The organism is Granulicella sp. L46 (assembly GCF_009765785.1).
GTDB lineage: Bacteria > Acidobacteriota > Terriglobia > Terriglobales > Acidobacteriaceae > Granulicella.
The window spans coordinates 348,009-362,169 of record NZ_LMUT01000003.1; the positions used below are offsets into that span (position 1 = coordinate 348,009).

9 protein-coding genes are annotated in these 14,161 nt (G+C 54.4%); all 9 read right to left on the minus strand.

The window, feature by feature from the left end; all coding sequences use genetic code 11:
- Positions 1 to 39 precede the first annotated feature (39 nt).
- Complete coding sequence (locus GSQ80_RS02425) at positions 40 to 3,327, minus strand: efflux RND transporter permease subunit (protein WP_158785911.1); 3,288 nt, start codon at positions 3,325 to 3,327, stop codon at positions 40 to 42.
- Positions 3,327 to 4,469 (minus strand): efflux RND transporter periplasmic adaptor subunit, encoded by a 1,143-nt coding sequence (locus GSQ80_RS02430; protein ID WP_254059395.1) that lies wholly within the window; start codon positions 4,467 to 4,469, stop codon positions 3,327 to 3,329. The genes GSQ80_RS02425 and GSQ80_RS02430 overlap by 1 nt, the downstream gene beginning before the upstream one ends.
- Before the next feature lie 328 nt (positions 4,470 to 4,797).
- The gene (locus GSQ80_RS02435) at positions 4,798 to 5,688 is read right to left on the minus strand and encodes a universal stress protein (protein ID WP_158785913.1); all 891 of its coding nucleotides are present in this window, start codon (positions 5,686 to 5,688) and stop codon (positions 4,798 to 4,800) included.
- Between the two features lie 28 nt (positions 5,689 to 5,716).
- Positions 5,717 to 6,610 (minus strand): universal stress protein, encoded by an 894-nt coding sequence (locus tag GSQ80_RS02440; protein WP_158785914.1) that lies wholly within the window; start codon positions 6,608 to 6,610, stop codon positions 5,717 to 5,719.
- Positions 6,611 to 6,632: 22 nt separating this feature from the next.
- Positions 6,633 to 7,964, minus strand: a complete 1,332-nt coding sequence (locus GSQ80_RS02445; RefSeq protein WP_371315679.1) for a TolC family protein — start codon at positions 7,962 to 7,964, stop codon at positions 6,633 to 6,635.
- A gap of 73 nt (positions 7,965 to 8,037) precedes the next feature.
- Entirely contained in the window at positions 8,038 to 11,268 is a 3,231-nt protein-coding gene (locus GSQ80_RS02450; RefSeq protein ID WP_158785916.1) for an efflux RND transporter permease subunit, read from the minus strand.
- The gene (locus GSQ80_RS02455) at positions 11,268 to 12,497 is read right to left on the minus strand and encodes an efflux RND transporter periplasmic adaptor subunit (protein WP_158785917.1); all 1,230 of its coding nucleotides are present in this window, start codon (positions 12,495 to 12,497) and stop codon (positions 11,268 to 11,270) included. Before GSQ80_RS02455 ends, GSQ80_RS02450 begins: the two co-directional genes overlap by 1 nt.
- A gap of 164 nt (positions 12,498 to 12,661) precedes the next feature.
- Complete coding sequence (locus GSQ80_RS02460) at positions 12,662 to 13,051, minus strand: hypothetical protein (RefSeq protein ID WP_216850099.1); 390 nt, start codon at positions 13,049 to 13,051, stop codon at positions 12,662 to 12,664.
- Between the two features lie 2 nt (positions 13,052 to 13,053).
- On the minus strand, positions 13,054 to 14,040 hold the full coding sequence (locus GSQ80_RS02465) for a LysR family transcriptional regulator (RefSeq protein WP_158785919.1): 987 nt from the start codon (positions 14,038 to 14,040) through the stop codon (positions 13,054 to 13,056).
- Between the last annotated feature and the right edge of the window lie 121 nt (positions 14,041 to 14,161).

Genomic DNA, 14,161 nt, shown 5'->3' on the forward strand with positions numbered 1-14,161 from the left:
AATATCCGCTCAGAGTTTCTCAAACACTAAATACTCTCATCACGCAGGTCCGCCACCAGGCAGGAGATCTTGCTCCGGACCCGCTGGTAGCAAATGCTGTTCCAGCTTATGGGCCTTCTTGTCCTGTTCTGCTGCCCTATCCTTCCGTCCATAGACCAGCATGTAGACTGCCGGCACGAGGAACACCGTCACTACGACCGAAACCGACAGCCCGCCGATGATTGCTCGAGCCAAAGGGGCGTACTGCTCGCTTCCCGCCTCGAGGCCCAGAGCCATCGGAATCATTCCGAGCAGCGTTGCAAGAGACGTCATGAGAATAGGGCGCAGGCGAATTTTACAGGACTGCACGACGGAGTCTCGATAGCTAGTTCCACGCTCATGCAAGATACCGGCAAACTCGACGATCAAAATGCTGTTAGAAACGACGATGCCCACCATCATGATCACTCCCATCAGAGACATTACATTCAAGGTCGACCCGGTAATCACCAGGATGACAATGACGCCTGCCAGCCCTGGAGGAACCGCCATCAAGATGATGAATGGCTCGATGAAAGAAGTGAATTGAGCCATCAACAAGAGGTAAACCAAGACAACAGCCAGCATCAAACCCAGTCCGAATCGGATGAAGGATTCGTTCATGCTCTGCACAGCTCCATGCTCGAGCACGCGGATACCATTGGCCGTGGGGACGTTCTTGATGGCGCGGTTCACCTGATCACTGACGGAATTCAGTGCTTCTGCCTTGGGTAAGACATAAATGTCGATCACGCGCCGCAACTGGTAGTGGTCCACCTCGGTTGCAGTGTTGATCTGTTTCATAAAGGCGACAGAGCGAAGCGGCGTATAGCTTTCGCTATTCTTGCCGCGGAGAGGAATGTTTCCCAACTCCTCCAAATTCATGTGCCCAATCTGCGGATTGGAATATTGAACGGTGAGCATGTAGTTATTGCCGGTCTTAGGGTCAATCCAATAGCTGGGTGCAATCACGCCATTGGAAGTAAGAGCCGTAATCACATTGTCGACGACATTCTTGGGAGTCAGTCCAATCAGGCTGGCACGTTCGCGATCAATATCCATTTCAAGCCCTGGATACTTCAAGTCCTGGGGAATAAATACGGCGGAGACACTACTGGAGCTTCGGAGCTTGTTGGCGAGGCTCTGGGCTTGAGCGAACGCAGCCTGTTGATCGTTCGAGGAAATTTGAATATCGATAGGTGCCGGTTGGCCCTGATTGACGACGGAGTCGACGAGACCACCGACTTGAAAGTAGGTGCTGAGCTGCGGTAGTTGAGACGAGAGCGCATCGCGTACTTTTGCGATGTACGCGTAGCTCCCGGTCTTGTGCCCTTCTTTGAGGCTCACCTGAACGAACGCAGTGTCCATGGCCGAGTTTGAGGTATAGATGGCGGACAAATCCGGAGTTACGCCAATATTCGAAACGATCATGCCGAGGTCAGCAGGAGCCACGACCTGCTTGATGACGTTCTCCACCTTGGCGATTTCGTCGTTGCTCACCTCGATGCGGGTGCCACTCGGCATTTTTACATTGATGATAAATTGGCCGGGGTCGGTTCTGGGGAAATAGGCTCGACCAAGAAACGGGGCGAACAGCGCGATGACCAATACGATGGCGCCAAGCATCACTGCAGCGGCGAGCCCGGGTCTGCCGAGCATCCAGTACGCTGCCCGCTCGTAACGCTCGAGCATTCCAGCGAAAAGCGTGTTGAATCTCTCCAGACCACGCTGAAAGATCGACGGCTTTTTCTGCTTGCTGGCAATTGATTCCGCCGTCGGCGTCTCAGTGGCCTCTACTTCCCTGTTTTCTTCGTGGGAGACGGTTTGTTCAGCCCTCGGCTTCGGGTGAATAAATTTAGCGACAAACAATGGAACGAGCGTCATTGAAAAGAGATAAGAAGCAAAGATCGAAAAGACGACTCCATACGCGAGATCGGTGAAGATGTACTTGCTGACTCCACTCAGCAGGAAGACCGGAAAAAAGACGACGGAGGTTGTGACCGTAGCTGCAAATACTGGGAGTGCAACTTCCGTACCGCCGTCGCCGGCCGCCTTTTCCGGAGATGCTCCCTCTTCCATAAATCGGAAGATATTTTCCAATACGATGACCGAATTATCGATCAAGCGCGATAAAACCAGCGCTAATCCGCCAAGCAGCATAGTGTTGATGGAACCACCCATCGCGCTCACAATCAGCAAGCATGTCAAGATAGACAACGGGATCGCGATCAAGGCTGCAATGGTTGCACGCGGGCTACCGAGAAAGATGAGGATCATGATCCCGGTCAGGAGAAGGCCGATGCCTGCTTCCTTGAGAAGGTTTCGGATGGCCCCTTTGACGAAGACGGATTGATCGAAGACCACCGCAGTCTTCAGATTCGAAGGAACGTCGACGAGCTTAGCGATCGCCGCGCGCATTCCATTGACAATCGTGATGGTGTTGCTCTTGCCGGCCTGCTTGAGTACGGGAATGTAGACTGATTTTTGTCCATTGATTCGAACGATGTTTGTTTGGATGGCGTGTGAATCCTCAGCGTGGCCGACATCACCCACCAATACCGAAGCGTTACCCACCGAGCGCAACGGAATGGAATTGATCGCTCCCGGCGTGGGGATTTGGCTATTGGCGTAGATGTTCAGATCCTTTGTGCCAATGCGGACATCACCAGCTGGAAGAATGAGGTTCGAGTCGTTGACACTGCCTACAACATCCATCACGCTCATGTTGTTGGCTTCGAGCTTGAGTGGATCGACGTACACCTGAATCTGGCGGTAGGTTCCACCAAACGGTTGCGGGACCGAAGCGCCATGCACGTTGGCAATTTGATCACGCACGTTGAATTGCGCCAGATCTTTTAGCTGGGTCTGATTGAGGCCGTTGCCTTCCAGGGTCACGAGGCAAATGGGCTCACTGGAGGCTGTCATCCCAAGGACGACGGGCGGGAGGGTGCCGGGTGGGAGTCGGCGGAGATCGGCGAGTGCCAAGGTCGCAATATTACTCAACGCGGAATCACCATTGGTGCCCGGTCGGAAATATACCTTGATCAGGCTGACACCAGTCATTGACTTCGATTCGATGTGATCGATGTTAGCGCCGAGAGTGAAAAATCGCTCGAAGGTGTCGGTGATATCCGCTTCAATCTGCGCGGGAGGCATGCCGGCGTAGAACGTCGCCACAACCACCACGGGCATATCGATATCCGGGAAGAGGTCGACCGGCATGGAGATCATGTTTGCAATCCCCACGACGAGAATGGCCAGGCAGATCATCAGAACGGTGTATGGATAACGCAGCGCGAACCTTGGCATTATTTGCTGCCTCCGTCGGCATCCTGCGTGTCAGTGACTCCGCCTTCTTCATGCATGACGTCGCTTGCAGGTTCCTGCTGTGGCCGGGGAGAAATTTGTTCCCCATTGTGGTAGTTGGCGGCATCTCCAACGACGACGCGGTCCCCTTCATGCAAACCGCTCTGCACTTCAATCAGCGTTGACCCGCGAAGCCCGACGTGGACGGTCCGCTGTTCTACGTGATTGTTTGCGTTCAGTACAAGGACGGTGCCGGTATTGCCCGAGCCCTGAACGGCACTGATGGGTATGGTCAGTACACCGTCGACGTGGGCCAATTTAAGATAGGCGTTGGCATACATGCCGGGCGTAATTGCGAGCGTCGGATTGGGTACATCCACCTCTGTCTCCATGGTTCGCGTGGCGAGATCCAGATTCCGTGTGAACCGAACGACTTTGCCGCTGAAGCTCTCATCGATGGCATCGACTCGAATCTGCATGACGTCGCCTATATGGACATACTTAATGGCATCTTCGGGAACAGGCACACGCAGTCGGAGCAGGCCGCTCTGGGCCAGTTTGATCAGGGGCATCGCCTGCGTTTCGGAGTTGGTTCCCTCCTGGAGCAGAACGCCTGTATCGGCATAACGCCATGCAACCACGCCGTCTAATGGCGCGATCACCTTGGTATACGCTTCAAGGTCGCCGACTCGCTCCTGGTCGGCACTGGCTGCGTCGGCGCCCTCTCGTGCTTCGGCCAGGTGAGCGGTAGCCGCATTCAATTGCTCGAGGGTCGCGTCGGCCTGGGAACGCGCATTATCGAGTTCCTGCGCTGCGATCAAGCCTGGTCGCTGCGCAGCAGCCGCGGCCAGTCGGTCGTAATTGGCTTGCACGGCGACGTGAAGGGCCTGGGCGCGACTGACTTCATGTTCTGCTGCGGTAATTGCATCCTGAGACCGCAGTGCTTCGGATCGCGTATTTCGATACTGTGCATGTAATTCGGGAACGTCCAATGTCGCCAAGACTTCTCCCGCGTGAACACGATCCCCGATATCGACGTAGATGTGTCGCACATAACCCGCCACTTTCGCATGGATATCGACGACTTGATAGGCCTGAAATTGTCCAGCAACGCTTAGCAGGTGAGAGATGTTTCCTCGCTGCACCGTAGCTACCGAAGCCGCTGGGGGAGCGGGGGACGCTTTCTTTTGGTCCTTGCAGCCTGAGAGGACAAAAATGATCGCGCAAACGACCGAAGCGGAACGCAATGAACATTGTGTATGCATACTCGAAAACGCTCCACGCACCGCTGTTTCAGACCTCCGGTGCGTCTCTCGGTTCTTTGCAGACAGAAGACCTGTGGCGAGCAGTATTGCCTTCGGTTGACACCCTAACCGTAATGTTTGTTGAACGCTACAGCTGTTTGTTGCGTTGCGTTGTGACCGAGCCTTCGGTCGATTCGCTGCACTCGAGACCACGGGTGAAAAGAGAGGGTCAATCATGATGGTCCTTGGATCCAATGGTTAGCACAGGGCAGACCGCTTTCGTGAGCAATTGGTATGCGAAGCTGGTGTGCAAATGCCGGCCAAACTGCGAATCTGGGTGGACCCCAAGGACGATGAGCCCAGCCGTCTCGGCCTCAGCCCGCGTCACGATTTGATCGAGCGTAAGTCCGTGCCGCAGTTGGAAAGCCGGTGTGCACCAGGATTCTGCAATTTCGGGAGCATCACGCTTGAGTTCGTCACAGTACAGTTCAGCCGTCTTGTATGCAATGTCTGCGTCATTTTCCAGCGGTGTGGGCGCCAAATGGCATACTTCCACCGGGACGTTGAACTCGGAGCCCAGCCACAGGGCAAAGGGGGCAGAGGCAGCAGCTTGTGGCGTGAAATCGGAGCAATAGAGAATTTCGCTCAGGTTGAGTTGCAGATCAATCCCGGCTAACACGTGAGCACCGACCGACAGCGTAGGACAGGACACCGACAATAAGATTTTCTCTGTATTTGATCCGATCAGAAGGTGGCCAAGACCGCGATGAACGCCATGCACACCGAGTATCAGAAGATCCGGCGCAACCTCTTTCACGGCGGCAAGCACAACCTGACAGGGTGTCCCATCTTTTATGAGGATATCAACTTCAATTCCTGTTCGGCGCACTCCGGCGGCGAAGGCCTTGAGACGCTCTTCGGCCGCTTGACGCGATAGGCTCGCCCTGGCAGTCACCAGTTCGGCCGCCTCTGCCGACGGTGGCAGTTCGACTGCGTGCAAGAAGACCAGCGTAGCTCTGAACCTATGCGCGAATGCGACCGCATAATCCAAGGCCAACCGCGAACTCTCGAGAAAGTCTGTCGCAAATAAAATCCGCTTGATTCCGAAGGTCTGCTTCATGCATTCGCTCCACGTTGGATAGATTTCGTCATGAGGCTTCCGCTGGAGCGGGACGAATTGAAATTACCGGGCACGTTGCCCGGGAAAGAAGTTGATATGCAAAACTCGTGTGAAGATGGCGTGCTAGTTGAGATTCGGCGTGCGCACCCAGGACGATCAAGCCCGCTTGCTGAACCCGCGCACGATCGATGATTTCCTCAAATTCGACCCCACGACCGACATCAAACGTTGCGATCTCCCGATGAGTGTCCAATTCAGGGTGAGCCTGCCGAATCGCCCCTTCGTACTCCTTTGAAAATTCCTGCCAGAATGCCGGATCGGTCGGAACATTGTCGGTCAGCAGTTGACATACATCGACGGGTGCGTGGAACGATCGTCCGAGAAAAGCGGCATACGGTGCAGCCGCTGCAGCTTCTGGAGTGAAGTCAGTGAAGTACAGAATCTCTTTGAAATGCAAGTCCGGGTCTACACCGGTAAAAACATGAGCGCCTACCGTCATTGTTGGACAACTCGTAGAGAGGAGGATCTTCTCCGTGTTAGACCCGACCAGCAGGTGGGATAAGCCGCGATGAACTCCGTGTACACCGAGAACGAGGAGATCTGCCGAGTGCCGGTCCGCCGCGCGAGTGATCACCTCTGCGGGTATGCCGTCCTCGATGAACGCTTCCACCGTGACACCAGCGTTTCGGACCCCGTGTGCAAGCGCATGCAATCGCTCATCCGCGTGCCTCCTGGTAAGGCTTGGCAGAGAGGTTTCTGTTTCCGCCTCTCTTGCCGGGTTAGAAAGTTCCAGAGCATGCACCATGATGACGGTCGCCTCAAAGTGTCGTGCGAACGCAACAGCATAGTCCAACGCGAGACGTGAACTGGACAGGAAATCTGTTGCGAATAGGATGCGATCCATTTTTGGTTTCGCGAGCATGATGTTCCGCTTTCCTCTTGCTTTACGGCTGAGATCCACTTTGAAACCGCAGTGCGGCGATGTCTGCCTCGTAGTCAAAGCGAGCGTTGGCATCGTCGATCTGTGCCTGAGTTTGTTGTAGCTGAGCCTGGCTCAACTCGACGATGGAGCTCAGTCCCAGGCGATACCGTGTATCGGCGAGATCGAGCGCAGTGTTGGCTTCTTTTACGAGCTCAGCGGCCACCGTCATCCGTTGTTGTGCCGTTTGAGCCTTGAGCCATGCTGTGCGCACGTCACGCACGATCCGATTGATGAGAATGCGGCTTTGCTCGTCAGAGGCTTTCGCACGAAGACCAGCTTCGGCCGCCTCGGAGTGGTATTTGAAGCCATTGAAGATCGGGATGCCTACGTTCACGCCCGCCGCTCCATACCAGTTGGAGTCGAAGTACTCGCTTGATCCGACGGGTGTATATCCGACATCTCCCAGGCCCGATATGGTTGGAAATAGCTGGTCGCGTTCGGCACGGGCGAAGCGCACATCTGATTCATGAGCTGCCTTCTGAGCAAGAAGATCAGGCCTCTGCTGCAATGCCATCGTAATAACTCCCTCGGCAGATGGAGCAACGGGGTCCGGCGGTGTCGGGTCGTCGATAAGTTGATATTGATCGTCGTTAGTGGTTCCCAGCACCTCATTAAGATTTGCCATCGCAGCGTCGTATTGGTTCTGTGCATCAAGGTCTAACAGCTTCGCTTGGGACAGATTCACCTGGGCAAAGCTCTGATCGAGCGTCGACTTTAGCTTGCTCGCCGTGAGAGCGTTGACTTGATCTCCTACATCCTGACGCGCCTTGACCGTACTCTTGGCAACCTGCAGAGTAGCTTGTGCTTCGAGTGCGTTGTAGAACGCAGTGTCAACGGTGAGAATAATATCCTCGCGCGTCGCATCAGCTTGCTGACTGGATGCCTTAGCCTGGAAAGAAGACGAGGCGACGAGGTTGCGTGTATGACCGAAGTCTGTAATCAGCTGATCCAGTTCAACTCCGGCGCCGACGTGATACAGCAGTCTTGAAGCCGAGAGAGAGCCGGTCGATATACGACTCGCTTCTTCGGCATCCACCCCCGTCAGCTCTCCGTTGAGAGTCGGGAATTCCGCCGATCGGACTACGCGGACATGCTCCTTCTGTGCGCGAGCTAATAGATCACCAACGCTAATCCTTGGGTTGTTCTTCAGAGCAAGCTGCTCGGCCTGCTGACGGGTAAGAGTGAGTCCTGCCGCAGCTGCCGGTGGACTGGCGGAGGGAGGGTCTGCGGCAGGAGAGGTGCGGACCAGCCCCGACTGTTGCAACTGCAACTGAAGATGTGGTGCATCGGGCAAAGCCGCCGTCCTCTCTTGCGCACCGAGGGTGAGTGGAGTTGCAACGAGCCAAAGGATCAGAAACTGAATACGGTTATGCATGGATCACCTCGCCCACTGGGACTTCGCTTTGGTCTTCATGAGCTTCTTTGCGATGGATGAGCAGATAGGCTGTGGGCACCAGAAACACGGTGACGATACCCGAGACGGTCAGGCCGCCCAGAATAGCGCGAGCCAGTGGCGCATATTGCTCACTGCCCGGCTCAAGTGCGAGTGCCATTGGAATGAGGCCGAGAATCGTAGCCAGGGTCGTCATCAGAATGGGACGCAGACGCACCTTGCACGCTTCTGCAAGGGCAAGCTTGATGGGATGCCCATGGGAACGAAGCGTGCCAACGAACTCGACAATGAGGATGCTGTCCGAGACCGCAATTCCTGTCATCATGATGACGCCCATGAGCGACATGACATTGAGGGTCGTACCCGTCACGAGTAGAAACAGCACGACTCCGGAAAGTCCCGGCGGGATTGCCAGCAGGATGATGAAGGGATCGGAGAAGGACGCGAACTGGGCCATAAGGATGAGGTAGACCAAGACGATGGCGAGGATGAGACCGATACCGAAGCTAGTAAACGAGCTGTGCATGTCTGACACTGCGCCACCTACTGCGACGGTGATCTGAGAGGAATGATGCATTCCTTTCAGCACTTGATTGACCTGCTTGCTCACGAGTCCGAGATCTTCCTTCTTCGGCATGACATAGATATCGAAGCTGCGGCGTAGCTGATAGTGATCGACCTCCGTGGGCGTATTGATCTCCTTGATCGATGCAAGGGATTCCAGTGGAGTGGTCGTTGCTGCGCCGGGAGCTCGCAAGGGTATCTGTTTGAAGTCCGTCAGGGTTTTAATCTGGTTGTCGGGATATTGCACGCTCAAAAAATAATTATTCCCAGTCTTCGGGTCGACCCAGAAACTGGGCGCGATCATTGTGTCCGAAGTAAGGGCCGTAATGACACCGTCGATCGCTGCCTGAGGCGAGATATTCAATAGCGCCGCATGTTCCCGATTGATATTGAGTTCCAAGCCTGGGTAATCCATGTCCTGCGGAATGAGGACGTCGTTGACGGAGCTTAAAGCTTTGACTCTTGCTGCGACACTCTGTGCGAAAGCAAACGTCCCGTCGAGATCGCTGCCACCGACACGAATGTCAATGGGCGCAGGTTGTCCTTGGTTGACGACAGAATCGACGAGACCGCCTGTTTGGAAATAGGTATTCACGTCCGGAAAATCGTTGGCGAACTTCTCACGCAAACGCTGCATATAAACGAAACTGCTGGTCTTGTGATCCTCCTGGAGGCTGACCTGGATGAAGGCTGTGTGCATTCCGGAGTTGCTGGTGTAGATCGCCGAAAGATCGGGTGTGATGCCGATATTGGAGACGATCATATTCATATCTTTCGGAGCAACGACCCTGCGTATGTCGTCCTCCATCTTGGCGACGTATTGGTCCGTCACTTCGAGCCGGGTTCCAGGTGGAACCTTGACATCTACAACAAACTGCCCCGGATCTGTTCGAGGAAAGAACGCGACCCCAAGAAAAGGAAATAGCGCAAAACTGAGAATGACGAATGCAGCGAAACCGCAAACGACCAGTACAGGTCGCTCCAGGCACACTGCGATGGCTTTCTCATAGGCATGTTGTAGCCGCTCAAATTGCCGATTGAACCCGATAACAATACGTTTGAACACGTTAGGTGGAGGTGTCCTTTGTTCTGCAATCACCTCGTCGACTGCCTCTTCGGCACCTGCATCCGTGCCATGCGTGCTATGTCCGTGCCCTGGCTCCAAGCGGATAAACTTCGCGCAGAACAGGGGCACAACGGTCATCGCGACCACATACGACGCGAAGAGAGCCAGCACGACGGCGAGAGCAAGCGCGGTGAAGAGATACTTGCTCACACCGACCAGCATGATCACGGGAAAGAAGACGATGCTGGTACTACACGTGGCAGCCAGCACAGCAAGCTGGACTTCCTTTCCTCCATTGATTGCAGCTTCGACGGGTGGCTCGCCCAGCTCCATGTGGCGGAAGATATTCTCGAGGACGACCACGGAGTTGTCGATAAGTCGCGAGAGCGCCAGTGCGATTCCGCCAAGGACCATCGTATTGATCGTGCTCGCTCCCAAATTGAGCGCGATGAAGGCGGCGAGGCAAGAAATGGGAATGGAAAGCAGAACCGATATGGTGGCGCGCACATTTCCAAGGAAGAGAAGGATCATTAGCGCCGTCAAACATAAACCGATGGTCCCCTCGTTGATCACGTTCTTTACTGCAATCTTTACGAAGACGGATTGGTCGAAGACAACATTTGTCTTCAAGACCTTGGGAACATCCAGAAGGTGCTTTACTGCTTCTCGAATTCCATTCACGATTGCGATCGTGTTGGAGCCGCCCCCCTGCTTGAGTACTGGAATGTATACGGAGTGCTGGCCATTCACGCGAACGATATTGTATTGAAGCTGGCCCGAGTCCACCGCTTTTCCAACGTCTCCTACAAAGACGTTCCCTCCAACTTGATCCTGCTTGTCCGTCTTGATCGGCATGGCATTGATTTGATCAACGACTGGAATCTGGCTATTCGCATAGATGTTGTAATCCTTTGGGCCGATTCGAACATCACCGGCCGGGAGAATCAGGTTCGATTGATTCACCGATTGCACAACGTCCATAACCGAGAGTTGGTGCGCTTCCAGCTTTACCGGATCGACATACACCTGGATCTGTCGATATTTGCCGCCGTACGGTTGGGGAACCGAGGCACCCGGCACATTGGCGATCTGGTTACGCACCGAGAACTGCGCAAGATCTTTCAGTTGGGTCTGGTTTAGGCCTTTACCTTCTAGCGTAACGAGGCATACTGGGAGATTCGAGGCGTCAAACTTCAGCACCACCGGTGGCAACGTGCCGGGTGGAAGACGCCTTAAGTTCGCCATCGCAAGGTTGGAAATGTTGCTGACCGCAGCATTAGCGTCCGTACCTGGTTGAAAGTAGATCTTGATCAGACTCACCCCGGGCAGTGAGCGCGATTCGATATGGTTGATTCCGCTTCCCAGGGTAAAAAAGCGCTCATAGCTGTCGGTGATATCTGCTTCGATTTGCTGAGGAGGCATGCCCGCATAGAAGGTAGCTACCACAACGACGGGAATGTTGATCTCGGGGAAAAGATCCACCGGCATACGTGCGACCGTGGCTACCCCGACGACGACCACCATCAAACAAAACATCAGGACAAAAAAAGGATATTTAATAGAGAACGAAGACATTATTCACTCACCTCTTGAGCCGCAGTTGGAATAAACGCGGCGTGCGGAGAGACGAGGTCTCCAGGTTGATAACTAGTCTGACCTGAGGCGATGACCATATCGCCGGCATGCAACCCACCGGTGATCTCCGACCGATTCGAGGTTTGAATGCCGAGCGTGACATTCCGCCTCTCCACTCGATTGGCAGGAGTCACAACGAGCACGTAGCTCTGGTCACCGTCCTGGACTATGGCCTGGGATGGCAGGATGAGTGTGTCATTTCTTTGCTGAAGCTGAATGGTGGTCTCGGCATACATTCCCGGATCGAGAACCAGATCGGGGTTTGGGACATCTACCTCGGTCAGCATCGTGCGGGTGTTGGTATCGAGTGCCCTCGTAAATCGGACGATCTTCCCGGTCAGGAGGCGGCCTGTGGAACTGATCTTCACCTGAACGTCGCCGCCGATCGCGATGTACGGCACGTCGCTTTCAGGCACAGGCATGCGCAACCGAAGCAAATCGCTTTGTGCCACCTGGACCACGGGGAGGGTCTGGGTGTTGGAGTCTTGTCCTGCCTGGATGAGGGACCCGGTATCGGCATAACGCATCGTGACGACGCCATTGAACGGTGCGACGATTTCTTCATAATTGGTAAGTGTTTGGAAACGGTGGCTAGTAGCGTTCGACACCCCTAGTTCCTGTTGCATCGCCTCGAGCGAAGCCTTCGCAACGCTAATCTGTGCGGAAGCCTGCTGATCTTTGGCGCGCGCATCGTCTAGCTCTTGTTCCGCGATGAGACCAGGCCTTTGTTTGGAGGCTTCGGCTAGACGAGTGTACTCGGCGTGCAGTGCGGAATAGGTGGACTGGGCGCTGAGGACTTCGCTTTGCGCGCGGTTGATTTCCGACTGGGTGTGGCGAACGTCGGCTTGCGCTCCTTGATATTGATCCTGGAGTTCCGGTACTTCGAGTTTAGCTAGAACTTGCCCTTGATGAACTTTGTCGCCGATATCCACTCCAATCCAACGGATAAAGCCAGAAACCTTGGCATGAAGGTCGACCTGCTGATAGGGCTGAAACTGACCGGCGATCGTGAGGGAACTTGCCAGATTGCCGCGCGTCACAGTAACGACTGCCGCAGTGCGGGGTTGCTCAACAGGAGTTTTGGCCGTGCGAAAGAAAGCAAACAGCGCATAGGCTGCAAGAACAAGGACAACAACTACTGCGATCCACAGGATTCGCTTATGCCGCATGGAACCACCTATCGAAATGTTTTGAGCGAGTGTTGTTCCGCGAAGTAAGCTGTACCGTCGATGACGGCTGCAACATCTTCAAGGAAGTTGGTCTGGAAGTTGGAAACTCTGTGCATCGGGTTTCTATGGAACGAGAGGAGTACGACTTCGTCGAGTAACAATGTTCACCGTTCACGACGCACCCCCAAGTCAGCACCTGAAGTTCCTAAAAGCCGCTGGCAAGCTTCAACGAGGGCCGATGGATTGAATCTGGCATCCACAATCTCGTCATATAGAGGATCATCGATCGCTGCAGAAAGCGTACCTAGCAGCAATATTCTCGCGGTGGGCCATCGTCTCCTGACTAATTCAGCCACCTTGGCGGCCTCGGTCTGACTAGGTGAGAGGCTGATTGTGACCAAACAAAAGCAGCCTGAATCCGACAGACAAACATCTTTGTAATCGCTTGCCACTCGAATGGGAATACCAAGTGTTGAAAGCAGGAGATCGCGCGAATGTCGAAGCGTTGGATCGCCTTCTACCATCAGAATTGTTTTCGTTTCGCGCGGCGTCATACTCAGCAAGTGGCACCTGCTTTCGAGGTGGCAATTGGAACGACTCTGGTCAAGGATTCATGTGATCGATTTCTAAGGCTGAGTCGGCTTGGTGCGAGTCGGCTCGCCCTTACAAGCTCAAGTAATTGCGCAGCGGGTCCCCTGGGCTCAGGTCCATGAAGCAGTGCAATGCTGAGCTCGCGTCGAATCGGACCGTTATCGAGCTGTACGGTTCGTATGCAACCCAATTCGAGCGTCTTGGTCAAAGCCATCCTAGGAACAAATCCCACGCCCAGGCCTGCTTCAACCGCAGCAATAATCCCTTCATTGGAGCTTATGTCGATGGAAGTGCGTAGCTGGCTTCGCAGAACGCCGTTACCTTCGAGATACTCTTCGACAAAACGACGCATGCCAGAACCAACCTCTCGAAGCAAGATGGGTTCTTGGACCAATTCCGCTGCAGTAAGAATGGATCTCTTCGCCCACCGATGGTTCGATGGAACGATGAGCTCCAACTCGTCTTCTCCAAACGCTTCGATCTTCATGTCAGGACGGAAGGCCGGTGACTCGATCAAACCGATTTGAATTTGGTGCACGCTAAGAGCGTTCAGGATTTCACTGGTACTCCCCGCAGTTATGTGCAGCCGCAATTTTGGCCATTCCGACTGGAGCCGCAAAAGGAACTGAGGAAGGAAGTACACAGCAACTGTTTGGGAGGCACCGATACGCAAGTCCATCCCCTCCTGCCCACCAAAAGGGGCCAATGCTGCCACGGCTTCGTTGGAAATAGACTCAATTTTTCGGACATATTGCAGGAGTGTGGTTCCAGCGGGTGTCAGACTGATATCGCGGCCTATGCGATCCAGGAGTGCGATACCTAGATTTTCTTCTAATGATTTGATCTGCGCTGTAACGGCGGGTTGAGTCAAATGGAGTTCATCTGCTGCCCGGCGGTAGTTCCGGGTGTCAGCAACGACTCGAAACACTCTCAATTTAAAATTCTCAATCATGACGTGCCCCAATGAGCAATCGGTGAAGGGAGATTTAATATCTCCGGCCTCTGCACGATTTTTCGCGCGGAGGTGCCATCCTTCTGTGCGGTGCGAAGGGGATACCGATGCATATTCGCAT

What these genes read in the sequence shown, in the direction of transcription:
- GSQ80_RS02425 (WP_158785911.1), bottom strand. Translation starts at nt 3,327, where the DNA reads ATGCCAAGGTTCGCGCTGCGTTATCCATACACCGTTCTGATGATCTGC.
- GSQ80_RS02435 (WP_158785913.1), bottom strand. Translation starts at nt 5,688, where the DNA reads ATGAAGCAGACCTTCGGAATCAAGCGGATTTTATTTGCGACAGACTTT.
- GSQ80_RS02440 (WP_158785914.1), bottom strand. Translation starts at nt 6,610, where the DNA reads ATGCTCGCGAAACCAAAAATGGATCGCATCCTATTCGCAACAGATTTC.
- GSQ80_RS02450 (WP_158785916.1), bottom strand. Translation starts at nt 11,268, where the DNA reads ATGTCTTCGTTCTCTATTAAATATCCTTTTTTTGTCCTGATGTTTTGT.
- GSQ80_RS02455 (WP_158785917.1), bottom strand. Translation starts at nt 12,497, where the DNA reads ATGCGGCATAAGCGAATCCTGTGGATCGCAGTAGTTGTTGTCCTTGTT.
- GSQ80_RS02460 (WP_216850099.1), bottom strand. Translation starts at nt 13,051, where the DNA reads ATGACGCCGCGCGAAACGAAAACAATTCTGATGGTAGAAGGCGATCCA.
- GSQ80_RS02465 (WP_158785919.1), bottom strand. Translation starts at nt 14,040, where the DNA reads ATGATTGAGAATTTTAAATTGAGAGTGTTTCGAGTCGTTGCTGACACC.